This window comes from Sphingomonas sp. AC522 (assembly GCF_979258125.1).
The window spans coordinates 140,992-165,407 of record NZ_OZ409836.1; the positions used below are offsets into that span (position 1 = coordinate 140,992).

Consider the following 24,416-nt stretch of genomic DNA (forward strand, 5'->3'; position numbering starts at 1 on the left):
TATCGCGCGCACCAGCACAAGGAACGCGTGATGGCCGAATTTCTCCTGCCCAAGAACAGCAAGATCAATTCCAAGGGCAAGGAGCACAAGGCGGCGCCGGGCGCCAAGCGCGTCAAGACCTTCAAGATCTACCGCTACGATCCCGATGCCGGCGAGAACCCGCGCTACGACAAGTTCGAGATCGACCTGGATGAATGCGGCCCGATGGTCCTCGACGCGCTCATCAAGATCAAGTCCGAAACCGATAGCTCGCTGACCTTCCGCCGCTCGTGCCGCGAAGGGATTTGCGGCTCATGCTCGATGAACATGGACGGCCGCAACGGCCTCGCCTGCACCACTGCGATCGAGGACATCAAGGGCGATATCCGCATCACGCCGCTGCCGCACATGGACGTGATCAAGGACCTCGTCCCCGACTTCACGCATTTCTACGCACAGTACAGCTCGATCAAGCCGTGGCTGCAGACCGTCAGCACCACGCCTTCGGGCAAGGAGCGGCTCCAGAGCCCCGCGCAGCGCGAGAAGCTCGACGGCCTGTACGAGTGCATCCTGTGCGCCTGCTGCTCGACTTCGTGCCCTAGCTATTGGTGGAACAGCGACAAGTTCCTGGGCCCGGCGATCCTGCTCCAGGCCTATCGCTGGCTGGCCGACAGTCGCGACGAGATGACCGGCGAGCGGCTCGATCAGTTGGAAGATCCGTTCCGCCTCTATCGCTGCCATACGATCATGAACTGCGCGAACGTTTGCCCCAAGGGCCTCAACCCGGCCAAGGCGATCGCCGAGATCAAGAAGATGGAAGCCGAGCGCACGCTTTGAGCGAGGGCCAGGGTTCGGGCGGGGAGCCCCGCTTCACCTTCCAGGACGATCCCGACCTTCCCGGTTGGAAACGCTGGGAACTGACCGACAAGACGCGCTTCAACGCGCTGTTCGGCCCGCTTTCGGCCAAGCTCGAAGATGGCTTCGTCCGCGTCCGCTTCACTCCGGGCCATGCCCATTCGAACCTCAGCGACAATGTCCATGGCGGCGCATTGCTCGGCTTCATCGATATGGCGCTGTTCGCCGCGGCGCGCACCTATGGGGTGCTCGGTGCGGGGCGTGCCTCCACCGTCGATCTCGCAACGCACTTCATCGCCGGCGCGCCCGTCGCGGACGGCGCCGTAGAGGCGCGCGTCGAACTGTTGCGCGAGACCGGACGGTTGCTGTTCCTTCGCGGGCTGATCTACCAGGGCGAGACGATCGTCATGGATTTCTCCGGCACCGTGCGGAAGTCGTCTTCGCAGTGAGCCCCCAAACTTGAGCAACGTCCTCGAACGCTATCGCGCGCTGGTCGCTGCGGGCGAGCTCAAGCCCGATGCCGAACAGGAAACCGCAGCGCTCAGGCTCAACGTGCTCGCCTCACAGCTCGAAGCCGTGCCCAAGAAAGGCAGCATCCTGTGGCGCGCGCTCGGCCGCGCACCCGAAGCGCCGCGCGGCGTCTATCTCTGGGGCGGCGTCGGCCGCGGCAAATCCATGCTGATGGATTTGCTGTTCGAATGCGTGCAGATTCGCCGCAAGCGCCGCGTCCATTTCCACGAATTCATGCTCGAAGTGCATTCGCGGCTCAACGAAGAGCGCAAGAAGGAAACCGCCGATCCGGTGATCGCGGTAGCCGACGCGCTGGCCGAGGACATCCGCCTGCTCGCCTTCGACGAGATGGTGGTCAACAATCCCGCCGACGCGATGATCCTCTCGCGTCTCTTCACCGAGATGATGCGCCACGGGCTGACCATCGTCGCCACGTCGAACCGCGTGCCGCAAGATCTCTACAAGGACGGTCTCAACCGCCAGCTCTTCCTGCCCTTCATCGACCTGATCGAAGCGCGGATGGACGTGCTCGCGCTCAACGGCCCGGTCGATTACCGGCTCGACCGGCTCGGCCGCATGGACACCTGGCTCGTCCCCAACGGGACCGAGGCGACCGCGCAACTCTCCGCCGCCTTCTTTCGCCTGACCGACTATCCGCCCGAAGACCGCGCCCACGTACCCGCCTGCGACCTGCCCGTGCAGGGAGGCCGCGAAATCCACGTGCCGAAGTGTCTAAAGGGCGTCGCGGTATTCTCGTTCAAGCGGCTATGCGGCGAAGCCCGCGGCGCGGCCGACTATCTCGCCATCGCCCGCCGCTTCCATACAATCATCATCGTCGGCATTCCGCGGCTAGGCCCCGAAAACCGCAACGAAGCGGCGCGCTTCGTCACGCTGATCGACGCGCTCTACGAGCACAAGGTCAAGCTCCTCGCAGCCGCCGATGCCCAGCCCGAGCACCTTTACGAAGCAGGCGACGGCCGCTTCGAATTCGACCGCACGGTCAGCCGCCTCATGGAAATGCGCTCGGACGAATATCTGGCGGAAGGGCATGGCGAGCGTTAGGCTCGCGCAAAACCACCGGGAGAGATGCGATGGGCAAGGCGATGCGTTGGCTGGCGATGCTGATGACAGCGCTGACCGCTTTCGGCCTCCCCGCCGCCGCCCAGACGCTCGCCGCCGCGGACATGCGCCCCTCGCAAAGCCTCGACGGGGCATGGCACTGGTCGGTCGATCCCTATCGCGACGGGGTCGCCGGCTTCCATGGCGGGCCTCCCGGCGAGAGCACGAGGCGCTGGGCCGATCTGATCCAGGCCGATGTCGCCGAAGCCAACCCGCTCAAATGGTTCGAATTCGACATGCAGCAATCGCCGCAGACGCATCTGCCGGGCAGCTGGATCGGCCACGCCCCCGAGATGCGCCACTATCAGGGCCTAGTCTGGTATCAGCGCAGTTTCGATTTCGCGCCGCGGCCCGGCAAGCGCCTGTTCCTTCGCTTCGGCGCCGCGGATTATGCCGCCAGCGTATATCTCAACGGCAAGGCCGTCGGCGAGCACCGCGGCGGCTTTACGCCGTTCGCGTTCGACGTGACCGACGAGCTCCGCCCCGGCAGCAACCAGATCACTGTCGGCGTGGATAGCGCCCGCACCACTGCCGACATCCCGCCGCCGGTCACCGATTGGGAAACCTATGGCGGAATCACTCGCTCGGTAACGCTGGTTGCCGTGCCCGAAACCTATGTCGATGACGCATTCGTCCGTCTCACCCGAGACGGACGCATCGCAGTCTCGGCGCGGCTCGATGGCACGCACAAGGGCGGTGCCCCGATCCGGCTCGCCATCCCCGCGCTCGGCCTCAAGCTAGAAGGCCGCACGGACGGCATGGGCGCCTGGGAAGCCAGCCTCCCCGCCCCCCGCGCGCTCAAGCGTTGGTCGCCCGAAAGCCCTGCACTCTATGATGTGTCTGTGACCAGTGGCGACGACACTCTCGCCGACCGCATCGGTTTCCGCACCGTCGAAGTGCAAGGCGCGCGCATCCTGCTCAACGGCAAGCCTGTCTTCCTGCGCGGCATTTCGATGCACGAGGAGGAATTGGGCAAGGACCCCGTTCGCGCCATTACCCTGGCCGCGGCGCGCGCGCTGCTCACCGAGATCAAGCAAGGGCTGAATGGCAATTTCGTCCGGCTTGCCCATTATCCGCACAGCGAAGTTATGACTCGTATGGCCGACGAGATCGGCCTGCTCGTGTGGAGCGAAGTGCCTGTCTATTGGCGCGTCGCCTGGGACAATCCGGACGCGCTTCGTGACGCTCGCGCGATGCTCGCCGAGAATATCCGTCGCGACCGCAATCGCGGCTCGATCATCCTGTGGAGTGTCGCCAACGAAACGCCCGTGGGCGAGGCGCGCAATGCCTTCCTGCGCACGCTGATCGCCGACGTCCGCGCGCTCGACGACAGCCGCCTTGTCACGGCCGCCTTGCTCAGCAAGCGCGAGGGCAAGGTCTCGACGATCGACGATCCGTTGGTGCCCGATTTGGATGTGATGGCGATCAACACCTATAATGGCTGGTATTCGGGAGACCCGCTATCGGCACTCCCCGGCCTTGAGTGGCGCACCCCGGTTCAGAAGCCGCTGATCTTCTCCGAGTTCGGCGCCGATGCGATGGCCGGCTATCACGACGCCGCCCCCGCCCCGCACAAGTTCAGCGAGGAATATCAGGCCGAATATTACCGCCAGACGCTGGCAATGGCGGACAAAGTCCCCTTCCTCACCGGGCTCTCTCCCTGGATCCTCAAGGACTTCCGCTCGCCCCGCCGCCAGCACCCGGTCTACCAACAGGGCTGGAACCGCAAGGGCCTGATCTCGGAGACAGGCACGCGCAAGGCGGCGTTCGGAGTGCTGGCGGAGGAGTATCGAAAGCGGGCGACCAAGCCCTAGCCGGCAATCGCGCCCGCAAGATCCCGCCCACGCCCAGTCAGCCCATATAACGCAACCGGCGGATATCGGTCCTCAATCCGCCGCCCGACCAGATCATGCCCGATCATTGCCTGCAGGGTCTGCGACAGGGCCCGCGGCGTCACCGGCTTGAGCCGCGTCTGCAATTCTCCGAAACGCGTCCAGTCGGGCGCCAGGCCTGCCACGATGGGCAGCGACCAGCGCGGCAGGTCCGCAGCCGCCAGCCTTAGCCGTTCGCGCTCCGCCGCAATCCGTTCGCACAACGCCCCCACTGGCCGCCCTGCCGCGCTCAGCAGATATTCGGGACGCAGCGGATGCCCGTGCCCGGGATTCGGGATCACCCAGCCGCTGCCCCGCAAATGCTCGAGGCACCGGGTCAGGCTGTGGTGCGACAGGTCATATGCCCGCGCGATCACTGCAAAGCGCGCGCCGCCTTCGCGGCTGAGCAGCGCCATCACCGGCACCGCCCAGCGATGGCCGCCCAGCGCGCGCAGGGTTTCGGGAGGAAGGGGCGTTGACATCGGCTCCGTTATGATATCGACTATATAAACGGAACCATAGAGTCGGAGAAGCAGCATGGCAACAGTCGAACCTCAAGCGCTTGCGGGACGCATCGCATTCGATGGCGGACTCACTTGCTCGATCGGCGTCGCCAGCCTGGATCGCTCGATCCCATGGTATGAGGAGATGTTCGGCGCACAATTGGCGTATCGGATCGACGACATGGCCTGGTGCGAGCTTTCGAGTCCCGTTGCGCGCGTCAGCATCGGCCTCAGCCAGGTCGAGAAGCTGGAGCAGGGCGGCGGCGCGACGCTGACTTTCGGCGTGACTGACCTCGACGCCGCCAAGGCCGCGCTCGACGCCGCAGACGTGCGCCAGGACGGGCCTATCATCGAGATTCCCGGAATGGTCCGCCTGCTCACCTTCTATGATCCGGACGGCAATGCGCTGATGTTCTATCAGGATCTCGCGGGCGGCGAAGGCACTCCTTGAAGTCTACACTAAGCCCTTATTGCACTTGCGAATAAGTCGCAAAGATAATCCGCCCGATCGAACCTTCTTGGTTGCGACCTTTGCCCAATCGGCCTAAGCCCCGCCCGAAATTCGCGCGGGGTGCGCCCTCGCGCCCTGGCTAGTGCAAGGAGTTTCCATGGCTCGCAAGAAGATCGCGCTCATCGGCGCCGGCAATATCGGCGGCACGCTCGCCCATCTCGCAGCACTCAAGGGCTTGGGCGACATCGTCCTGTTCGACGTGGTCGAAGGCGTGCCCCAGGGCAAGGCGCTCGATCTCAGCCAGTGCGCCCCGGTCGAAGGCTTCGACGCCAAGATCACCGGCACCAATGATTATGCCGATATCGCCGGCGCCGACGTGATCATCGTCACCGCCGGCGTCGCCCGCAAGCCGGGCATGAGCCGCGACGACCTGCTCGGCATCAACCTCAAGGTGATGAAGGCGGTCGGCGAAGGCATCGCCGCCAACGCCCCCGACGCGTTCGTGATCTGCATCACCAACCCGCTCGACGCGATGGTCTGGGCGCTGCGCGAATTCTCGGGACTGCCTCATCACAAGGTCGTCGGCATGGCCGGCGTGCTGGATTCGGCGCGCTTCAGTCACTTTCTCGCCGACGAGTTCAACGTCTCGGTCAAGGACGTCACCAGCTTCGTGCTCGGCGGCCATGGCGACACGATGGTGCCGGTGATCGAATATTCGACCGTCAGCGGCATCCCCGTCCCCGACCTCATCAAGATGGGCTTCTCAACCCAGGAGCGCATCGACGCGATCGTTCAGCGTACCCGTTCGGGCGGCGGTGAGATTGTCGCTCTGCTCAAGACCGGCTCGGCTTATTACGCGCCCGCCACCAGCGGCATCGCGATGGCCCAGGCCTATCTTTACGACCAGAAGCGCGTGCTTCCGGCCGCGGCGCACCTCACCGGCCAGTACGGCATCGACGATCTCTATGTCGGCGTCCCGGTGATCATCGGCGCCGGCGGTGTCGAGAAGGTTGTCGAGATCAAGCTCAATGACGAGGCCAAGCAGAACCTCGCAGTGTCGGTCGACGCAGTGAAGGAGCTACTGGTCGCCTGCAAGGGCATCGATAGCTCGTTGAACTGATCTCCCTGTTCCCCTGCGAAGGCAGGGGTCCAGACTCGGAAGGTAAAGCATAACGGTGGAGAAGCCCGGCTACGTCTACATCATGGCGAGCGGCCGGAACGGAACGATCTATAACGGCGCGACGAGCGATCTTCCCGGCAGGGTTTATCAACATCGCAACGGCCTGGTCGATGGCTTTACCAACGAATACGGTTGCAGATTACTGGTCCGGCATGAGGGGCACGCCGATATCGAAGCCGCCCGGACCCGCGAATTGCAGATGAAGAAATGGAAGCGGCTCTGGAAGCTGCGTGTGATCGAAACGATGAATCCGGATTGGGCCGATCTCTACGATCACCTGTTCTAGATTCCCAATCTGGGCCCCTGCCGTCGCAGGGGAACGAGAAGGAACGAGATTAGATGAGCATCCTCGTCGATAAGAACACCAAGGTCATCACCCAGGGCATGACCGGGGAGACCGGCAGCTTCCACACCAAGGCGGCGCTCGAGTACGGCACGCAGATGGTCGGCGGCGTCACGCCGGGCAAGGGCGGCACCGAGCATCTTGGGCTCCCCGTCTACAACACCGTCGCCGAGGCCAAGTCGAAGACCGGCGCGGACGCATCGGTGATCTATGTACCGCCGCCCTTCGCGGCCGACTCGATCCTCGAGGCGATCGACGCCGAAATCCCGCTGATCGTGACGATCACCGAGGGCATTCCGGTGCTCGACATGGTCAAGGTCAAGCGCGCGCTCAGCGGCTCCAAGTCGCGGCTGATCGGGCCGAACTGCCCCGGCGTGCTGACCCCCGGCGAGTGCAAGATCGGCATCATGCCGGGCTCGATCTTCTCGAAGGGCTCGGTCGGCGTCGTCAGCCGTTCGGGTACGCTCACCTATGAGGCGGTGTTCCAGACGACGAACGCCGGCCTCGGCCAGACCACTGCGGTGGGCATCGGCGGCGATCCGGTCAACGGCACCAACTTCATCGACGTGCTCGAATTGTTCCTCGCCGACGAGGCGACCAAGTCGATCATCATGATCGGCGAGATCGGCGGCGATGCCGAGGAGCAGGCCGCGCAGTTTCTGATCGACGAGGCCAAGCGCGGTCGGCGGAAGCCGATGGCGGGCTTCATCGCCGGCCGCACCGCGCCTCCGGGCCGCCGCATGGGCCATGCCGGTGCGATCGTCTCGGGCGGCAAGGGCGATGCCGAGAGCAAGATCGCAGCGATGGAAGCCGCCGGCATCCGCGTCGCCGCCAGCCCGTCCGAGCTCGGCTCGACGCTGGTGGAAGTGCTCAAGGGGTAATTGGTTAACGCGCGCCCTATATCGCGCGCGTTGGACTGACGGATTGGATTTGACGATGGGCTATGAGGGCCTCGACTTCGACGACATTGCCGGCGGCGTGAGCCCCGCCTTCGTCGAGACGCTGTACAAGCGCTTCAAGGCCGACCCGGCTTCGATCGAGGCCGGCTGGCGCGCCTGGTTCGAAGGGCTCGAAGGCAGCGCGCAGGGCCCAAGCTGGAAGCAGGCCAATTGGCCGCTGACCGAAACCGATGCGCTCACCGCGGCGCTCGATCCGACCCAGATGGAGCCGGCGCCCAAGCCGGCCAAGCCCGGCGCTGCCCCCAAGCCCCTCGCCGCCGCGCCGTCCGAAGCCGATATCGCCAAGGCCGCGGGCGATTCGATCCGCGCGATGCTCCTCATCCGAACCTATCGCGTGCGCGGGCATCTCGCCGCCAATCTCGATCCGCTCGGCCTCGCCCGCCAGGATCTGCCCGAGGATCTTCGCACCGAATATCACGGCTTCACCGACGATCAGCTCGATTCCCCCATCTATCTGGGCGGCGTGCTCGGCCTGCAATGGGGCACCGTCCGCGAGATCGTCGACATCCTGCGCGCAAATTACTGCGGCAATGTCGGCCTCGAATATATGCACATCGCCGATGTCGAGGAGCGCCGCTTCCTCCAGGAGCGCATGGAGGGCAAGGACAAGGAAATCCAGTTCACTGCCGACGGCAAGAAGGCGATCCTCTCCAAGGTCGTCGAAGCCGAGCAGTGGGAGAAATTCCTCGGCAAGAAATATGTCGGCACCAAGCGCTTTGGCCTCGACGGCGGCGAAGCGATGATCCCGGCGATGGAAGCGATCATCAAATATGGCGGCGCGCAGGGCGTCCGCGAGATCGTCTACGGCATGGCGCATCGCGGCCGGCTCAACATGCTCGCCAACGTCATGTCGAAGCCCTTCCGCGTGATCTTCCACGAATTCGGCGGCGGCTCGGCCAACCCGGAAGAAGTCGGCGGGTCGGGCGACGTCAAATATCATCTTGGCACCAGTACCGACCGTGAGTTCGACGGCGTCAGCGTCCATATGTCGCTGGTCGCCAATCCCTCGCACCTCGAGGCGGTCGATCCTGTCGTGCTCGGCAAGGTCCGCGCGCTACAGACCGTCCGTGACGATCTCGGCGACCATAACCAGGTGCTCCCGGTGCTCATTCATGGCGATGCCGCGATGGCGGGCCAGGGCATCGTCTGGGAATGCCTCGGTTTCTCGGGCATCCGCGGCTACAACACCGGCGGCTGCGTCCACTTCGTCATAAACAACCAGATCGGCTTCACGACCAGCCCGCAATTCGCGCGCTCCTCGCCTTATTCGTCGGATGTCGCCAAGGGCGTGATGGCCCCCATCCTCCACGTCAATGGCGACGATCCCGAAGCGGTGACCTTCGCCTGCAAGGTCGCGATCGAGTTCCGCCAGAAGTTCAAGCGCGACGTTGTCATCGACATGTGGTGCTATCGCCGCTTCGGCCATAACGAAGGCGACGAGCCCAGCTTCACCCAGCCGCTGATGTACGCCCGCATCAAGCAGCACCCCCCGGTCAGCGAAGTCTATGCCAAGCGGCTGACGGCAGAAGGCGTAGTTCAGGGTGATTTCCTGGGGCAGAAGGTCGACCAGTTCACGCAATTGCTCGAAGGCGAGTTCGAAGCAGGCAAGGCGTATCTCCCGAACAAGGCAGACTGGTTCGCCGGCCGCTGGTCCGGCCTCGGCGCGCCCGTCGACGCCGAGAATGCGCGGCGCAGCGTCGATACCGGCATCGAGAAGAAGCTGTTCGACAGCCTTGGCCGCACGCTGACCACGGTTCCCGAAGGCCATGAGATCCACAAGACGCTCGGCCGCGTGCTCGATGCCAAGCGCGAGATGTTCAAGTCGGGCGCCAATTTCGATTGGGCGACCGGCGAGGCGCTCGCTTTCGGCGCGCTCCTGTCCGAAGGCTATGGCGTCCGCCTGTCAGGTCAGGATTCGGGCCGCGGCACCTTCAGCCAGCGCCACGCCGTCTGGGTCGATCAGAAGACCGAGGCGAAATATATTCCCCTCGCCACCATTCCGCACGGCAAGTTCGAAGTGCTGGACAGCCCGTTGAGCGAATATGGCGTGCTCGGCTTCGAGTACGGCTATGCCGGCGCCGATCCCAAGACTCTGGTGCTGTGGGAAGCGCAGTTTGGCGATTTCGCCAATGGCGCGCAGATCATGATCGACCAGTTCATCGCCTCGGGCGAAGCCAAGTGGCTCCGAGCCAACGGCCTGGTGATGCTGTTGCCGCACGGTTACGAAGGCCAGGGGCCAGAGCACAGCTCGGCCCGCCCCGAGCGCTTCCTTCAGCTCTGCGCGCAGGACAACATGCAGGTCGTCAACATCACGACGCCGGCCAATTATTTCCACCTGCTACGCCGCCAGATGCGCCGCAATTTCCGCAAGCCGCTGGTACAGATGACGCCCAAGTCGCTGCTCCGCCACAAGATGGCAGTCAGCAGCGCAGAGGAGTTTCAGGGCGACAGCCAGTTCCGCCGCATCCTCTCCGATCCCTCGGCGCCGGCCGATGCGGACGTGCGGCGCCTCGTGCTCTGCTCGGGCAAGGTCGCCTATGATCTGATCGAGGCGCGCGACGCCGCGGGCGACAAGAACACTGCGATCGTCCGCATCGAGCAGCTTTATCCCTTCCCGGACGAGCCGCTGATCCGTCGCCTGAGCCGCATGACCAACCTCGAAGAGGTCGTCTGGGCGCAGGAAGAGCCGAAGAACAATGGCTATTGGACCTTTGTCGAGCCGTTCGTCGAGCAGTGCATGGTGGATGCCGGCATCAAGCCGCAGCGCCCGCGCTATGCCGGCCGCGCCGCTGCCGCATCGCCCGCAACCGGCCTGATGAAGCGCCACCAGGCTGAGCAGGGCGCGCTCGTCGCCGATGCGCTCGGCCACTCCGTTCGTGAAGAAATCCGCCGTACCCGGAAGGCCTGATATGACCGACGTAACTGTACCCGTGCTGGGCGAATCGATCACCGAGGCGACGTTGGGCGAATGGCTCAAGCAGCCCGGCGACCCCGTAAAGGCCGATGAGCCGATCGCCAGCCTCGAGACCGACAAGGTCTCGGTCGAAGTTCCCTCGCCCGTCTCCGGCGTGATGGGCGATCACATCGTCAAGGTCGGCGACACCGTCTCGGTCGGCGCAGTCATCGCCACGGTTGGCGACGGCGGCGGCGCGGCCGCTGCGCCCGCATCGGCACCCGCCGCGCCTGCGCCTGCCACCGACGGCACCCAGACCGGCCCGGGCGAGCAGGTGCGCGAAGTCGAAGCCGCCGCGCTTTCGCCTTCGGTCCGCCGCGCAGTGCTCGAGCATGGCGTGGATCCCGCGACCGTTCAGGGCACCGGCCGCGACGGCCGCCTGACCAAGGAAGACGTCGTCGCCGCCGCGAGCAGCAAGCCTGCCGCTCCGGCCCCCGCCGCCCCCGCTCCGGCAGTATCGCCTGCGCCTGCAGCCCCCAGCGGCGGCCGCAAGGAAGAGCGTGTCCGCATGACGCGCCTGCGCCAGACGATCGCCAAGCGCCTCAAGGACGCACAGAATACCGCCGCTCTCCTGACCACCTTCAACGATGTCGACATGACCGCGGTCATGGAAGCGCGCGCCAAGTACAAGGACCTGTTCGAGAAGAAGCATGGCGTCCGCCTCGGCTTCATGGGCTTCTTCGTGAAGGCCGCGGTGATGGCGCTCAAGGACATCCCCAGCGTCAATGCGTCGATCGAAGGCGAGGAGATCGTCTATCACGATTATGCCGATATCTCGGTCGCAGTCTCGTCGCCGGGCGGCCTCGTTGTTCCCGTCATTCGCGACGCGCAGGATCTGAGCGTTGCCGGCATCGAAAAGACCATCGGCGACTTTGGCAAGCGCGCCAAGGAAGGCACGCTCAAGATGGAAGAAATGAAGGGCGGCACCTTCACCATCTCGAATGGCGGCGTGTTCGGGTCGCTGATGTCGACGCCGATCATCAACCCGCCGCAGAGCGCCGTTCTCGGCCTCCACCGTATCGAGGAACGCCCGGTTGTCCGCGACGGCCAAATCGTGATCCGCCCGATGATGTATCTGGCACTCAGCTACGATCACCGCCTGATCGACGGCCGCGAAGCCGTGACCTTCCTCGTCGCACTCAAGAACGCGATCGAGGATCCGACGCGACTTCTGATCGACCTTTAAGCTCCCCATATCCGGAGCGGAGAAGAAAATGGCTGAATACGACTTCGACGTCCTCGTGATCGGTGCCGGCCCCGGCGGCTATGTCGCGGCGATTCGCGCCGCGCAACTCGGCCTGCGCACAGCCTGCGCCGAAGCGCGCGAGACGCTGGGCGGCACGTGCCTCAATGTCGGCTGCATCCCCTCCAAGGCTCTGCTCAATGCCAGCGAGAAGTTCTACGAGGCCGCCTCCGGCGCGCTCGCCAAGCATGGCGTCAAGCTGGGCTCGGTCGAACTCGATCTCCCGGCGATGATGGCCGACAAGGACAAGGCCGTCACCGGCCTGACCGGCGGCATCGAATTCCTGTTCAAGAAGAACAAGGTCGAATGGGTCAAAGGCCTTGCCACTTTCGTCGACGCGCACACCGTCCAGGTCGGTGACCGCAAGGTGACCGCCAAGAATATCGTCATCGCCACCGGCTCGACCGTCACGCCGCTGCCCGGCGTCGAGATCGACCAGAAAACGGTCGTCGACTCCACCGGCGCAATCGCGCTGGAAAAGGTCCCCGAGCATCTAGTCGTCATCGGCGGCGGCGTGATTGGGCTCGAGCTCGGTTCGGTCTGGGTCCGCCTCGGCGCCAAGGTCACCGTGGTCGAGTATCTCGATCAATTGCTCCCCGGTATGGACGGCGAAGTCCGCAAGGAAGCCGGCCGCATCTTTAAGAAGCAAGGCATGGAGATCAAGCTCTCCACCAAGGTCACCGGGGTCGCCGTCAATGGTGGCAAAGCCAGCGTCACGGTAGAGCCCGCTAAGGGTGGTGCTGCCGAGACGATCGAGGCCGATGCCGTGCTGGTCTCGATCGGCCGCCGTCCGAACACCGACGGTCTAGGCCTCGACAAGATCGGGCTCAGCGTCAACCAGCGCGGCCAGATCGAGACTGGCCATGATTTCCGCACCGCAGTCGACAGCGTCTGGGCGATCGGCGACGTCATCCCCGGGCCGATGCTCGCGCACAAGGCCGAGGACGAAGGCATCGCTGTCGCCGAGAACATCGCCGGCCTCACCGGCATCGTGAACCACGATATCATCCCCTCGGTGGTCTATACCCATCCCGAAATCGCCGGCGTAGGCCTGACCGAAGAGCAGGCCAAGGAACGCGGCGAGATCAAGGTCGGCAAGTTCCCGATGGCGGGCAACAGCCGCGCCAAGGCGATCGACGACACGGTCGGCTGGGTGAAGGTCATCGCCGATGCCAAGACCGATCGCGTGCTCGGCGCCTGGATCATCACCTCGGTCGCCGGCACGATGATCGCGCAGGTCGCGCAGGCAATGGAGTTCGGCGCGACCAGCGAGGACATCGCCTACACCTGCCATGCGCATCCGACGCACAGCGAGGCGATCAAGGAAGCTGCGATGGGCGTTAACGGCAAGCCTATTCACGTATGAGCCGGCGATGAAATTAGCGCAGCTAATTTCAAGCGAACTAGGCTCACACGGCCGGCGGCACCGAAAGCGCCGACCGACGGCGTGGCTTTGCCACGCCGCAGTCCTCCTGGTCGCCCCGCTAGCCGCGCAAGCCCAGGACGCGACCATAGCGGTCGCCGCCAACGATCCTGAAATGCGCGCCGCCATTGCTGAGGCGAAGCGCGGCCTTCCCGTCTTCTTTGGCCACGCCACTTCGCCCGGCCCCGGCGAGACGCGCTTCGTCGTCAAATATGACCTGGTCCCCGAGGACAAGGCCGAGTTCGTCTGGGCCGAAGTGATCGCGCACCGCGCCGACATCACCATCGCCCGCCTGCTCAACGTGCCCCTGGACCGCCGCTGGCACCGCGACGATCAAGTCACCATCCGCGATGCCCAGATCGTGGACTGGGCCTATTTCCGCGACGGCCAAATGCAGGGCGGCGCCACGATGCGCGTTCTTATTGGCCGCATGGAGCCCGGCGAGGCTCGCCAAATGCTCGATCGTTTCGGCTGGTAAATCCTTGCGCACCTACGCCTTGCGTGTTAGTTCAGTAATACACAGGGAGTTTCCAATGCGCTATCTGATGCTGGGCTTGATCGTCACCACCACGCTCGCCGCCATGCCGGCGCGGGCACAGGATCCCGCCCGCATGGAGGCCGCCGCCCGCACCGAAGCCGATTCGGGCGCGTTCATGGGTGCGGTGCTGGTCGCGAGGGACGGCAAGATCCTGCTCGACAAGGGCTTCGGCTCGGCCAATCTCGAATGGAAGATCCCCAATGACGGCGACACCAAGTTCCGCCTCGGATCGGTCACCAAGCAGTTCACCGCAGTGTCGATCCTGCTCCTCGCCGAGCGTGGCAAGCTTGGCCTCGATGCGCCGGTCAAGACCTACCTGACAGATGCGCCCGCCGCCTGGGACAAGATCACCGTTCGCAACCTGCTCAATCACAGCTCGGGCATCGCCAATTTTACCGGCTTCGACGATTACAAGACCTTCAAGATGCACGCGGCGACGCCGGCGGACCTTATCGCCCGCTTCCGCGACAAGCCGCTCGAGTTCCAGCCGGGCGAGAAGATGGCTTATTCCAATTCCGGCTATGTCGTGCTCACCGCGATCGTCGAGAAGGCCAGCGGCCAATCCTATGCCGCCTTCGTCACCGACAATATCTTCAAGCCGCTGGCCATGGCCGATAGCGGCTATGACAGCCACGCCGAAGTGCTGCCGCGCCGCGCATCGGGCTATAGTCCCAGCCCCAAGGGCGTCATGAACACCGAATATATCGACATGACGATCCCGCAGGGTGCCGGCGCGCTCTATTCGACCACGCATGACTTGCTCAAATGGCAGACCGGCCTGTTCGGCGGCAAGCTGCTCAAGCCGGATTCGCTCAAGGCCTACACCACGCCTTACAAGAACGATTACGCGCTCGGCGTCACCGTGAGCAGCAAGGATGGCAAGACGCTCTACTCGCACGGCGGCGGGATCGAAGGGTTCAACACCTGGCTGGGCTATGATCCGGACGCCAGGATCACCGTGGTCGTCCTCGCCAATCTCAATGGCCCTTCGGCCGGCAAGCTCGGCGCTTCGCTGGTGACGCTGGCGCGCGGCGGCGAAGTGACTCTGGCCGGCGAACGCAAGCCAGTGACGCTCGCCGCGGATGTGCTCAAGGGCTATGAAGGCACGTACCAACTCAGCCCGGAGTTCGGCCTGGTCGTACGCTTCGACGGCACCAAGCTGACCGTGCAGGCGACCGGACAGGACGCGTTCGAGATGTTTGCCGAAAAGCCCGATCGCTTCTTCCTGCGCGTGACCGACGCCCAGATCAGCTTCAACCGCGATGCAGCGGGCAAGATCGAGTCGGCCACGCTCCACCAGGGCGGCCGCGACGCGGTTGCCAAGAAGCAGTAAGCGCCTCCAAGCGGCAATAGCCATCCAGAAGGATAACCGTCATCCCCCCGAAAAAAGCGGGGACCTAGGGTGTCGAGGCGATGCGTTGCTTGGCACTGGGTCCCCGCTTTTCGCGGGGGATGACAATTTCGCGGCCTAAGTGATCTATGCCCGCACCCTGCGGAGCGCCACCGTCAGCGCCGCCGCAGCGACTGGCGCGGCCCATAAGGCCCCCCAGCCCCAGCGGCCATGCGCCGCCGCGCCGAGCACCACGCCCGAGACGAAGCCCAGCCACAGCGCCAGATAGGGCACCCAGCCCCAGCGGTCCGCGTCGCCCATCAGCGCGTTCGCAGCCTTCTGGCCCATCCGCACCAAGGTGCCGGTCATATAGGTCACGCCGATCGAGACCTCGCCGTCGCGGTGGAACACGCCATTCTCGCATCCCATCGCGCCCGCGAGCAGCAGCAGCACCGCGGGTCCCGGCGCGACCGCTGCCAGCGCCGCCGCCGCCAGCAGCAATACCGTGACCGCCACCATCACTGCGGGCTTGTCCGCCGCGGGTCGAGCGCGGGCGATCACGCTCGCTAGGATCACCCCCGCGACGAAGCTCAGGACCAGCGCCAGCGCAGTCGCCGCCACGCCCAGTTCGCCGACACTGCCCAGCCCCACGCCCAGCCGCGTCGAATTGCCGCTCATGAACGAGGCGAAAAATCCGCCCAGGCTGGTGAAGGCCAATGCATCGACGAAACCCGCCAGACAGGCGAGGCACATGGCGATGACGATGAGCGGCGAAGCGGTACGGTCCATGCCTTCCTTCTAGCGTTTGACGCGCCAGCGCCAAAGAGTGAAAAGCCCGCATGGACCCAATCGCCGCCGCCGAACGCCTGGGGCCAATCCTGCCCTGGCTGGACTTGTTGGGGATCGCCCTGTTCGCAATCACCGGCGCGCTGGCCGCGGCGCGGCGCGAGCTCACTTTCATCACGCTGGCATTTTTCGCACTGATGACCGGGGTCGGCGGGGGCACGATCCGCGACCTTTTGATCGGCGCGCCGGTCTTCTGGGTGCACGATACCAGCGTCGCCGCTTTGTGCCTGGGCATGGCAGTGCTCGTCTGGTTCACGCCGCAACGCTGGTGGACCAGCAATATGTTCGATTGGCTCGATGCCGCCGGCCTTGCCGCCTATGCCGCGTTCGGCGCGGCCAAGGCGCTGAGCTACGGCATTCCCCCCGTACCGGCGATGGTGATGGGGGTGCTGACCGCCTGCGCGGGCGGCATGATCCGCGACGTGTTTGCAGGTGAGCCTTCGATCCTGCTGCAGCCCGAACTCTATGTTACTGCCGCCGCGGTCACCGCCGCGCTGCAGGTGGGGCTATCGCTTGGCGGCCTGCCCCCGTTCGCCGCCGGGCTGATCGCGGCACTGGCCGGATTTGCGCTGCGTGGTGCCGCGATCCACTGGAAAATAGCTATGCCTGCCTATCGCCGAGGGCCTCGCACCGACGCTTGATTGATCAACACTCGCAGGAAGGAAAGTCCCATGCGTCTGATCGCCCTCGCACTGGCCCTCGCCTGTTCCACCCCGGCAATCGCGCAAGACGCGATCGGCACCGAGGCCGATGGCACGCGCACCCTGGTGACCGAGGTCTTCGCCGCCGCACGGTCCGCGCGGGTATGGGCTGCGGTCAGCACGCCCGAGGGCTGGAAGCAATGGGCGGTCCCGCATGCCTGGGCGATCGAACCGGATCTGCTCGAAACATCCTACTCCCCCGATGCCAAGCCGGGCGACCCGGCCAATATCCAGCAGCGCGTCTCCGCTCCGCAGCCGGGCCGCAAGCTCATCTTGCGCACGGTCAGGACGCCTCCCGGCTTTCCGCATGCCGACGCCTATATGCGCGTCACCAGCAGCTTCGAGCTGATCCCGGAGGGCACGGGCACCCGCATCCGCTTGACCGGTACGGGCTATCCCGCCGGCGCCGAGGGCGATGCGCTGCTCGTTTTCTTCGAGAAGGGCAACCGGCTGACGCTCGAAAAGCTCGCCGCGCGGCTGGGGCTCGATCCACTCGATTTCCTCGCCGGCCATTGCTGGCAGGGCACGCTTCCCACCGGCGACGCCAACACGCATTGCTTTACGCGCGAGGAAGCCGGCATCCGCGATCGCCACGTCGCGGTACGCGCCGGCAACACCGTCTATTCGGCTGAAACCCTCTACAGCTGGGACGCAAAAACGGCAGTCATCCGCTTCACCTACTCAAGCGGCGGCAAGATTGTCGGCGAGGGAAGTGTCAGACCGATCGAGGGCGGCCTTGATTTCGGCACCAACGAATATGGCCAGGGCGAAAAGAAAGTGACGATCTCCAGCCGCTGGCTGCGCATCGGCGACAAGGCCTATGATGCAGTGGATTCCGGCCCCGGCGCGCCCGCCTTCGATCACACCATCCGCTACACGCGGGCGGACTAGGCCGCGAGCAGCCAGTCGATCGCTTCATCGCGATCGCCGAAGATCCCGATATCGGCACGCGCGTCGCGCAGCCTCTGCCATTGCATCCGCCCCAATGCCGATTTGGTCAGGATCGCCACCTTGCGCGCCCAGAGCGGCCGCACCTTCGGGTTGGCGAACATGCTCTTGACCGCTTCAACGGTCTCGTTCGGAGCGATGCTGAGGCCGGTGGCGTCATAGAGCGTAACATGCTGGCCGGCGCCAGTGCCGAGCGCCAGGATCGCCGCGCGCAGCTCCTCGCCGGTCCAGGCAGCGTCCTCGGCAGTGAAGAAGCCCGACAGGCGAACTTCGATCAATTTGCGGTCGGAATCGATCCGGATCGTCTGCACGGGAGCCTGCATGCCACCGGTTTAGCGCGATTTTCCTGCCAAAAAGTTGCGAAGCTCTGCAGGCCTTAGTCGCGCACCACGCCGACATCGCTGAACTTTCGCGGCTCGACCGGCGGCACGCTCGGCTGGTTGAGCTCCGCCTGCCAGATGCCGACATCGATCCAACGGCCATGCTTGAACCCGACTTCGCGATACACGCCTGCCCGCCGGAACCCGACCGATTCGTGCAGCCGGATCGAAGCATCGTTGGGCAGAGCGATCGCGCCCAATGCATGGACGAAACCCTGCGCACGCAGCGTGTCGATCAGCGCGTCATAGAGCAGCCGCCCCGCGCCCTGCCCCTGCGCCACATCCGCCATGTAGACCGAAGTCTCGCAGACATAGCGATATGCCGGGCGATCCCGGAAACGAGTCGCATAGGCATAGCCGATCACGCCACCGGTCGCGTCGCCGTTCGTCGCGACGATCCAGGGATAGAGGCCTTCGCTCGCTGCCATTCGCGTGCGCATCGCCCGCGCATCGGGCGGGTCGGTCTCGAACGAGACGGTGCCGGTCAGCACGTGCGGCGCATAGATCGCCGCAATCGCGCCCGCGTCTTCCGGCGTCGCGGCCCTGATCGCGATCATCCGATGAAGCGCGCGATCAGCAGGTCGAACAGGCTGCGATCCTCTGCATTCACCGCCACCGGCCCCAGCCCGCCGCATTCGAGGCAGCGTGCCTGCACCGATCCCCCCTTGGCCAGCCGCCGCGCATCGCCCAGCGCCTGCGCCACCAGCGCACGCTGTTCGCCGGCGATCCGCGCGAACGCGTCCCCGCCGCCCGGCGCATCAGCCCAGTCCTCGTCCTTATTGTCCTCGCGCGCGACGTCGCTGAAGAATTTCAGCCAGCCCGAGCTTTCTTTTTCAAGATAGACGGCATGGACCTTGGCGGGATCGAGCTTGGCGCGCCGCGCGGCTTCGTCGATCGCCGCCTGCAGTCCACCGAAGCGATCGACCAGCCCCAGCTGATGCGCCACCCCGCCCACCCAGACGCGGCCCTGGCCGATCTCGTCTACGCGCTGCGGCGTCATCTTGCGCGCGCCCGCGACCAGCGAGACGAAACGCGCATAGCCCTGCTCGATCGTCGTCTGCAGCAGCCGCCCGGTCTGCGGGTTCAGCCCGCCCATCACGTCGGGCTGGCCGGATAATGGCGTGGTGCGCACCCCGTCGGTGGTCACGCCAATCTTGGCGAGGCTGTTCTCGAAGGTCGGCAGGATGCCGAAAATGCCGATCGATCCAGTGATCGTGCTGGGCTCCGCGAAGATCGTGTCGCCTGCCGTCGCCACCCAGTATCCACCACTCGCCGCCAGGCTGCCCATCGATACCACCACCGGCAGCCCCTGCGCCTTGGCCTGGAGCACGGCCTGGCGGATCTGCTCGGAAGCGAGCGCCGATCCGCCGGGCGAATCGATCCGCACCACCAATGCCTTGAGCTTCTTCTCGGCAAGCCCCTTGAGCAGCAGCGCCGAAACGCTGTCGCCACCGGCAGTGCCCGGCCCGGCCTTGCCGTCGACGATTTCGCCGGCGACGGTGATCACGCCGATAGCGTCGCCGCTGGTCGAAGCCGGATTGGCGGCAACGAAATCAGCGAGCTTGATCGCCTTGAAGCTTCCCGCCGCCTTGCCGCTTTGCGTGCCGGCGATCTCCGCGACGCGCTTGCCGAAGGCCAGCCGGTCGCCGAGCTTGTCGACCAGTCCCGCGTTCAGATTGGCCTGGGCGATATCGCCCTTGGCCGCGGCGACCACTTCGTCGGGCTTGGTCAGATAGTCGCCGATCCGCGCCCTGGGCCGCGCCTTGGCGATCGCCTGCTGCCACTGGCCGAAGAGCGAGCCATACAGCGCCTCGCTCGCCTCGCGCGCCTCGGGCGACATGCCGGTCAGGATATAGGGCTCGACCGCGGACTTGAACTTGCCGACCTTGAAGACGTGCGTATTGACGCCGAGCTTGTCGAGCAGGCCCTTATAATAAAGGCTGGTGCCTCCCGGCCCGGCGAACAGCGTGCCGCCCATTGGATGCACCCAGACTTCGCTGGCATTGGCCGCGATCGCATAGCTGTCGTCGGTATAGCCCGTCGCATAAGCCAGCACAGGCTTGTTCGCCGCACGGATCCTGGCCACTGCTTCGGCGACTTCGTTCACTGCCGCGGGATAGCCGCCCATGAAGCGGTCCATGTCGAGCACCACTGCCTTCACCCGGTCGTCGGTACGCGCCACGTCGAGCGCGCGCAGCACGTCGCGCAGCCGCAATTCCTTCATTGCGTCGCCGCCGCCGCCCAGGCCGGCAAAGGGATCGGGATCGCTTGGCTGCTCGGTCAGCACGCCGTTAAAGGCGACGACCAGCGCCCCTTCGCGGACGCTCGCCGCATTGGGCTTGTACGACAATGCCGCAAACAGCGCCGTGAAGAACAAGAGCATGAAGACCAGGACAAGGAAGTCCTTGATCCCGACCAGGATTTTCCAGGCGCCACGAACCAGCTTCACGTACTTCTCCTCGTCCCCGGCACAAGCAGGCACAGGCCCTCATAGCGGCCCGTGTCCTGTTTGAGCAATACGCTGTGCAGAGGCGAGTGTCCTGCCTGGCGCAGCTAAATAACCCGTCATCCCGCAAAAGAGGGTACCCAGGGTTAAAGGACATCGTCTTGGGCCTTGCTCTCGCTTCCGCGCGGACGACGAACGATGCCCGGCACCACCCATTTCCCTTTCATGCCTAACCCTCTAACCCCCGCCCCATGTCCGCCACGATCCCCTCTACCGCCGTAACCGGCCCCGCGCCCGCGACCTTCAAGGCCGAGTTGCGCGCGCTTATCTGGCTGGCGGGGCCTCTGGTCGGCGCCAATCTGCTCCAGATGGCAGTGTCGGCGGTCGACGTGATTTTCGTCGCCCGACTCGGCACGGTCGAGCTCGCCGCGGCGACGCTCGGCGTCTTCCTGTTCAACATCCTGATGTACGCGCTGATTGGCCTCACCAGCAGCGCCGCGCCGATCATCGCCGCCGAGCTCGGCCGCCGCAAGCATGCCGTCCGCGAAGTCCGCCGCAGCTTCCGCATGGCCTTGTGGGTCGCCGCGGCCGGCTCGATCCCCGTGCTCCTCATCCTCGCCCATGGCGAGACCTTGTTGCTGCTCGCCGGACAGGATCCACTGGTCGCGCGCCGCGCCGGCACCTTTCTCGACATCATCCTCCTCGCGCTCGTGCCGGGAGTGGCGGCCGGCGTGATGCGCACCACCGCCGCCGCGCTCGATCGCGCCGGATGGGTGTTCCTCGTCACGGCAGTGGCGCTTGGCGTTGCGATCCTTTCCAACTGGCTGCTCGTCTTCGGCAATTGGGGATTCCCCGCGCTCGGGCTCGAAGGCTCGGCGATCGCCAGCGTCGTGACGATGACCGCGATGATGCTCGCTTATGCGCTGATCCTGGCCAGCGACCGGCGCCTCAAGCGTTTCCGCCTGTTCGGGCGCTGGTGGCGCACCGAATGGACGCGCTTCCGCGAGATCGTCCGCATCGGCACGCCGATCATGTTCACTTGGTTCTTCGAAGGCGCGCTGTTCGGCGGCGCGGCGATCCTGATGGGGCTGATCGGGGTCGCCGAAGTCGCCGCCCATGCCGTGGCGCTCAATATCGCCGCGATCGCCTTCCAGATCCCCTTCGGCATCTCGCAGGCCGCCACCATCCGCGTCGGCATGGGCTATGGCGCGGCGGATCGTGAATGGATCGCCCGGGCGGGCAAGGCCGCGCTGTGCGTCGGCATCGGCATGATGGCGGTCACGGCCAGTGCGATCTGGCTGATCCCCCGGTTGCTGATCTCGGCCTATGTCGATGTGAACAATCCCGACAATGCCCGGGTGGTCACGCTGGCGATGCAATATCTGGTGCTGGCGGCAATCTTCCAGCTTGTTGACGGCGCGCAGGCCGTTGCCGCCGGGGTGTTGCGCGGGCTCCAGGATACGCGCGTGCCGATGATCATTGCCGGGCTCGGCTATTGGGTCGCTGGCTTCGGCACGGCGATTGCGCTCGGCTTCGGTCTTGGCTGGGACGGCGTCGGTATCTGGACCGGCTTGGCCGTCGGGCTGCTTTTCGTCTCGGTGCTGCTGCTGTGGCGCTGGCACATGCGCGCGCGGCTCGGCCTACTCCCAGCCTGAATTTTTGTTCCGTGACCGGTTGACGGCAGATGAACGGCTTCACATATCCCGGCTGCTGGCACTCGATTCCGTTGAGTGCCAAAACCGTCATATTTCGAGAGGGACCACAGCAATGAACTTCCGTCCGTTGCACGACCGCGTGCTCGTTCGCCGCGTCGAAGCCGAGCAGAAGACCGCCGGCGGCATCATCATCCCCGACACTGCCCAGGAAAAGCCGCAGGAAGGCGAAGTCGTCGCCGCCGGTTCGGGCGCCAAGAACGAAAAGGGCGAGATCACGCCGCTCGACGTCAAGGCTGGTGACCGCATCCTGTTCGGCAAATGGTCGGGCACCGAGGTCAAGGTCAATGGTGAGGATCTCCTCATCATGAAGGAAAGCGACATCCTCGGGATCGTCGGCTGACCCTCGAAAAGCCTAAACTTCATCAACATATTCAGAATTTGAAAGGGTAGCCAAAATGGCAGCCAAGGACGTAAAATTCGGCCGCGACGCGCGTGAGCGCATTCTCCGCGGCGTCGACATCCTCGCCGATGCAGTCAAGGTCACGCTGGGTCCGAAGGGCCGCAACGTCGTCATCGACAAGTCGTTCGGCGCACCGCGCATCACCAAGGACGGCGTCACCGTCGCCAAGGAAATCGAACTCAAGGACAAGTTCGAGAACATGGGCGCGCAGATGGTCCGCGAAGTCGCTTCGAAGACCAACGACGTTGCCGGTGACGGCACCACCACCGCGACCGTGCTCGCCCAGGCGATCGTTCGCGAAGGCATGAAGTCGGTTGCCGCCGGCATGAACCCGATGGACCTCAAGCGCGGCATCGATCTCGCCGTCCTTAAAGTCATCGAAGACGTCAAGGCGCGCTCGAAGCCTGTCTCGGGCACTTCGGAAATCGCCCAGGTCGGCATCATCTCGGCCAATGGCGACAAGGAAGTCGGCGAGAAAATCGCGGAAGCGATGGAGAAGGTCGGCAAGGAAGGCGTGATCACCGTCGAGGAAGCCAAGGGCCTCGAATTCGAGCTCGACGTCGTCGAAGGCATGCAGTTCGACCGCGGCTATCTCTCGCCTTACTTCATCACCAATCCGGAGAAGATGTCGGTCGAGCTCGCCGATCCGTACATCCTGATTCACGAGAAGAAGCTGTCGAACCTGCAGGCGATGCTCCCGATCCTGGAAGCCGTCGTCCAGTCGGGCCGTCCGCTGCTGATCATCGCCGAGGATATCGAAGGCGAGGCTCTGGCCACGCTCGTCGTCAACAAGCTGCGCGGCGGCCTCAAGGTCGCAGCGGTCAAGGCACCCGGCTTCGGCGATCGCCGCAAGGCGATGCTGGAAGACATCGCGATCCTCACCAAGGGCGAAGTCATCTCGGAAGACCTCGGCATCAAGCTCGAGAGCGTTACCCTCGGCATGCTCGGTACCGCCAAGCGCGTCACGATCGACAAGGACAACACCACCATCGTCGATGGCGCTGGTGAGCATGAGTCGATCAAGGGCCGCACCGATGCGATCCGCCAGCAGATCGAAGTCACCACCAGCGATTACGACCGTGAGAAGCTCCAGGAGCGTCTCGCCAAGCTCGCCGGCGGCGTTGCGGTGATCAAGGTCGGCGGTGCTTCGGAAGTCGAAGTCAAGGAGCGCAAGGACCGCGTCGACGATGCGCTGCACGCAACCCGCGCAGCCGTCGAAGAAGGCATTGTCCCCGGCGGCGGTACGGCTCTGCTGTACGCGTCGAAGGCGATCGAAGGCATGGAAGGTGCCAACGAAGACCAGACCCGCGGCATCGACATCGTCCGTAAGTCGCTGACGTCGCTGGTTCGCCAGATCGCGCAGAATGCCGGCCATGACGGCGCTGTCGTTTCCGGCAAGCTGCTCGACGGCAACGATCCGACGCTCGGCTTCAACGCCGCGACCGACACCTATGAGAACCTGGTCTCGGCCGGCGTGATCGACCCGACCAAGGTCGTCCGCACCGCGCTGCAGAACGCAGCTTCGGTCGCCGGCCTCCTCATCACGACCGAAGCGGCCGTGAGCGAGATGCCGGAAGACAAGCCGGCAATGCCCATGGGCGGCGGCGGCATGGGCGGAATGGGCGGCATGGACTTCTAAGTCCTGACTACCATTTCCGTGTCGAAAACAATGAGGGGCCGGAAGATCATTCTTCCGGCCCTTTATTATCAAAATGGCCGGTCG

23 protein-coding genes are annotated in these 24,416 nt (G+C 64.9%); 18 read left to right on the forward strand and 5 right to left on the reverse strand.

Going from position 1 to position 24,416, the window contains the following annotated elements:
* The first annotated feature begins 30 nt into the window (after positions 1–30).
* From ACZZZM_RS00790 to ACZZZM_RS00805, 4 genes are read left to right on the forward strand one after another with little or no spacing between them, the layout of a single operon-like run.
* Complete coding sequence (locus ACZZZM_RS00790; RefSeq protein WP_463593205.1) at positions 31–816, forward strand: succinate dehydrogenase iron-sulfur subunit; 786 nt, start codon at positions 31–33, stop codon at positions 814–816.
* Complete coding sequence (locus tag ACZZZM_RS00795; protein ID WP_463593206.1) at positions 813–1,283, forward strand: PaaI family thioesterase; 471 nt, start codon at positions 813–815, stop codon at positions 1,281–1,283. The genes ACZZZM_RS00790 and ACZZZM_RS00795 overlap by 4 nt, the downstream gene beginning before the upstream one ends.
* Before the next feature lie 10 nt (positions 1,284–1,293).
* Positions 1,294–2,406, forward strand: a complete 1,113-nt coding sequence (gene zapE / locus ACZZZM_RS00800; RefSeq protein ID WP_463593207.1) for a cell division protein ZapE — start codon at positions 1,294–1,296, stop codon at positions 2,404–2,406.
* A gap of 29 nt (positions 2,407–2,435) precedes the next feature.
* Positions 2,436–4,277 (forward strand): glycoside hydrolase family 2 protein, encoded by a 1,842-nt coding sequence (locus tag ACZZZM_RS00805; protein ID WP_463593208.1) that lies wholly within the window; start codon positions 2,436–2,438, stop codon positions 4,275–4,277.
* Here the strand turns inward: ACZZZM_RS00805 and ACZZZM_RS00810 are convergent.
* Positions 4,274–4,816, reverse strand: coding sequence for a winged helix-turn-helix transcriptional regulator (locus ACZZZM_RS00810; protein ID WP_463593209.1), 543 nt, complete (start codon positions 4,814–4,816; stop codon positions 4,274–4,276). The two genes, ACZZZM_RS00805 and ACZZZM_RS00810, sit on opposite strands and share 4 nt — an antisense overlap.
* Before the next feature lie 55 nt (positions 4,817–4,871).
* On the opposite strand from ACZZZM_RS00810, the gene ACZZZM_RS00815 reads away from it, so the two are divergent.
* The 9 genes from ACZZZM_RS00815 (at position 4,872) to ACZZZM_RS00855 (ending at position 15,260) form a co-directional block, all read left to right on the forward strand.
* Positions 4,872–5,288 (forward strand): VOC family protein, encoded by a 417-nt coding sequence (locus tag ACZZZM_RS00815; protein WP_463593210.1) that lies wholly within the window; start codon positions 4,872–4,874, stop codon positions 5,286–5,288.
* A gap of 157 nt (positions 5,289–5,445) precedes the next feature.
* The gene (gene mdh / locus ACZZZM_RS00820) at positions 5,446–6,408 is read left to right on the forward strand and encodes a malate dehydrogenase (protein WP_463593211.1); all 963 of its coding nucleotides are present in this window, start codon (positions 5,446–5,448) and stop codon (positions 6,406–6,408) included.
* 55 nt (positions 6,409–6,463) lie between these two features.
* Positions 6,464–6,754, forward strand: a complete 291-nt coding sequence (locus ACZZZM_RS00825; protein WP_463593212.1) for a GIY-YIG nuclease family protein — start codon at positions 6,464–6,466, stop codon at positions 6,752–6,754.
* Between the two features lie 53 nt (positions 6,755–6,807).
* Positions 6,808–7,692, forward strand: a complete 885-nt coding sequence (gene sucD, locus ACZZZM_RS00830) for a succinate--CoA ligase subunit alpha (RefSeq protein ID WP_463593213.1) — start codon at positions 6,808–6,810, stop codon at positions 7,690–7,692.
* Between the two features lie 55 nt (positions 7,693–7,747).
* Positions 7,748–10,678: a 2-oxoglutarate dehydrogenase E1 component gene (locus tag ACZZZM_RS00835; RefSeq protein ID WP_463596353.1), complete on the forward strand. Its 2,931-nt coding sequence runs from the start codon at positions 7,748–7,750 to the stop codon at positions 10,676–10,678.
* Between the two features lies 1 nt (position 10,679).
* Complete coding sequence (odhB, locus tag ACZZZM_RS00840; protein ID WP_463593214.1) at positions 10,680–11,909, forward strand: 2-oxoglutarate dehydrogenase complex dihydrolipoyllysine-residue succinyltransferase; 1,230 nt, start codon at positions 10,680–10,682, stop codon at positions 11,907–11,909.
* 28 nt (positions 11,910–11,937) lie between these two features.
* Entirely contained in the window at positions 11,938–13,332 is a 1,395-nt protein-coding gene (gene lpdA, locus ACZZZM_RS00845) for a dihydrolipoyl dehydrogenase (protein ID WP_463593215.1), read from the forward strand.
* 172 nt (positions 13,333–13,504) lie between these two features.
* Positions 13,505–13,867: a DUF2314 domain-containing protein gene (locus ACZZZM_RS00850; RefSeq protein WP_463593216.1), complete on the forward strand. Its 363-nt coding sequence runs from the start codon at positions 13,505–13,507 to the stop codon at positions 13,865–13,867.
* A gap of 55 nt (positions 13,868–13,922) precedes the next feature.
* Entirely contained in the window at positions 13,923–15,260 is a 1,338-nt protein-coding gene (locus ACZZZM_RS00855) for a serine hydrolase (protein ID WP_463593217.1), read from the forward strand.
* 144 nt (positions 15,261–15,404) lie between these two features.
* Here the strand turns inward: ACZZZM_RS00855 and ACZZZM_RS00860 are convergent, their stop codons facing one another.
* Positions 15,405–16,046, reverse strand: a complete 642-nt coding sequence (locus ACZZZM_RS00860; RefSeq protein WP_463593218.1) for a YoaK family protein — start codon at positions 16,044–16,046, stop codon at positions 15,405–15,407.
* Positions 16,047–16,096: 50 nt separating this feature from the next.
* Between ACZZZM_RS00860 and ACZZZM_RS00865 the strand changes: the two genes are divergently transcribed.
* Positions 16,097–16,744, forward strand: a complete 648-nt coding sequence (locus tag ACZZZM_RS00865) for a trimeric intracellular cation channel family protein (protein WP_463593219.1) — start codon at positions 16,097–16,099, stop codon at positions 16,742–16,744.
* A gap of 30 nt (positions 16,745–16,774) precedes the next feature.
* On the forward strand, positions 16,775–17,695 hold the full coding sequence (locus ACZZZM_RS00870) for an SRPBCC family protein (RefSeq protein ID WP_463593220.1): 921 nt from the start codon (positions 16,775–16,777) through the stop codon (positions 17,693–17,695).
* Here ACZZZM_RS00870 and ACZZZM_RS00875 read toward each other — a convergent pair.
* From ACZZZM_RS00875 to sppA, 3 genes are read right to left on the reverse strand one after another with little or no spacing between them, the layout of a single operon-like run.
* A complete protein-coding gene (locus ACZZZM_RS00875; RefSeq protein WP_463593221.1) occupies positions 17,692–18,075 on the reverse strand; it encodes an STAS/SEC14 domain-containing protein in 384 nt (127 codons plus the stop codon). The genes ACZZZM_RS00870 and ACZZZM_RS00875 overlap by 4 nt on opposite strands.
* Positions 18,076–18,128: 53 nt before the next feature.
* A complete protein-coding gene (locus tag ACZZZM_RS00880) occupies positions 18,129–18,689 on the reverse strand; it encodes an N-acetyltransferase family protein (RefSeq protein WP_463593222.1) in 561 nt (186 codons plus the stop codon).
* Entirely contained in the window at positions 18,686–20,581 is a 1,896-nt protein-coding gene (gene sppA / locus ACZZZM_RS00885; protein WP_463593223.1) for a signal peptide peptidase SppA, read from the reverse strand. Before sppA ends, ACZZZM_RS00880 begins: the two co-directional genes overlap by 4 nt.
* A gap of 248 nt (positions 20,582–20,829) precedes the next feature.
* On the opposite strand from sppA, the gene ACZZZM_RS00890 reads away from it, so the two are divergent.
* From ACZZZM_RS00890 to groL, 3 genes are all read left to right on the forward strand, one after another.
* A complete protein-coding gene (locus ACZZZM_RS00890) occupies positions 20,830–22,233 on the forward strand; it encodes an MATE family efflux transporter (protein ID WP_463593224.1) in 1,404 nt (467 codons plus the stop codon).
* Positions 22,234–22,345: 112 nt separating this feature from the next.
* Positions 22,346–22,633: a co-chaperone GroES gene (groES, locus tag ACZZZM_RS00895; RefSeq protein WP_463593225.1), complete on the forward strand. Its 288-nt coding sequence runs from the start codon at positions 22,346–22,348 to the stop codon at positions 22,631–22,633.
* A 55-nt stretch (positions 22,634–22,688) separates the two neighbouring features.
* Positions 22,689–24,332 carry a chaperonin GroEL gene (gene groL / locus ACZZZM_RS00900; protein WP_463593226.1) on the forward strand — a complete coding sequence of 548 codons (1,644 nt, stop codon included), beginning with the start codon at positions 22,689–22,691 and terminating at the stop codon, positions 24,330–24,332.
* Positions 24,333–24,416: the final 84 nt, after the last annotated feature.

Bases quoted from the DNA above. Each gene is read 5' to 3' on its own strand.
- ACZZZM_RS00790 (WP_463593205.1), top strand. From the start codon at position 31: ATGGCCGAATTTCTCCTGCCCAAGAACAGCAAGATCAATTCCAAGGGC.
- ACZZZM_RS00805 (WP_463593208.1), top strand. From the start codon at position 2,436: ATGGGCAAGGCGATGCGTTGGCTGGCGATGCTGATGACAGCGCTGACC.
- ACZZZM_RS00810 (WP_463593209.1), bottom strand. From the start codon at position 4,816: ATGTCAACGCCCCTTCCTCCCGAAACCCTGCGCGCGCTGGGCGGCCAT.
- ACZZZM_RS00815 (WP_463593210.1), top strand. From the start codon at position 4,872: ATGGCAACAGTCGAACCTCAAGCGCTTGCGGGACGCATCGCATTCGAT.
- mdh (WP_463593211.1), top strand. From the start codon at position 5,446: ATGGCTCGCAAGAAGATCGCGCTCATCGGCGCCGGCAATATCGGCGGC.
- sucD (WP_463593213.1), top strand. From the start codon at position 6,808: ATGAGCATCCTCGTCGATAAGAACACCAAGGTCATCACCCAGGGCATG.
- ACZZZM_RS00835 (WP_463596353.1), top strand. From the start codon at position 7,748: ATGGGCTATGAGGGCCTCGACTTCGACGACATTGCCGGCGGCGTGAGC.
- odhB (WP_463593214.1), top strand. From the start codon at position 10,680: ATGACCGACGTAACTGTACCCGTGCTGGGCGAATCGATCACCGAGGCG.
- lpdA (WP_463593215.1), top strand. From the start codon at position 11,938: ATGGCTGAATACGACTTCGACGTCCTCGTGATCGGTGCCGGCCCCGGC.
- ACZZZM_RS00850 (WP_463593216.1), top strand. From the start codon at position 13,505: ATGCGCGCCGCCATTGCTGAGGCGAAGCGCGGCCTTCCCGTCTTCTTT.
- ACZZZM_RS00855 (WP_463593217.1), top strand. From the start codon at position 13,923: ATGCGCTATCTGATGCTGGGCTTGATCGTCACCACCACGCTCGCCGCC.
- ACZZZM_RS00860 (WP_463593218.1), bottom strand. From the start codon at position 16,046: ATGGACCGTACCGCTTCGCCGCTCATCGTCATCGCCATGTGCCTCGCC.
- ACZZZM_RS00865 (WP_463593219.1), top strand. From the start codon at position 16,097: ATGGACCCAATCGCCGCCGCCGAACGCCTGGGGCCAATCCTGCCCTGG.
- ACZZZM_RS00870 (WP_463593220.1), top strand. From the start codon at position 16,775: ATGCGTCTGATCGCCCTCGCACTGGCCCTCGCCTGTTCCACCCCGGCA.
- ACZZZM_RS00875 (WP_463593221.1), bottom strand. From the start codon at position 18,075: ATGCAGGCTCCCGTGCAGACGATCCGGATCGATTCCGACCGCAAATTG.
- ACZZZM_RS00880 (WP_463593222.1), bottom strand. From the start codon at position 18,689: ATGATCGCGATCAGGGCCGCGACGCCGGAAGACGCGGGCGCGATTGCG.
- ACZZZM_RS00890 (WP_463593224.1), top strand. From the start codon at position 20,830: ATGTCCGCCACGATCCCCTCTACCGCCGTAACCGGCCCCGCGCCCGCG.
- groES (WP_463593225.1), top strand. From the start codon at position 22,346: ATGAACTTCCGTCCGTTGCACGACCGCGTGCTCGTTCGCCGCGTCGAA.
- groL (WP_463593226.1), top strand. From the start codon at position 22,689: ATGGCAGCCAAGGACGTAAAATTCGGCCGCGACGCGCGTGAGCGCATT.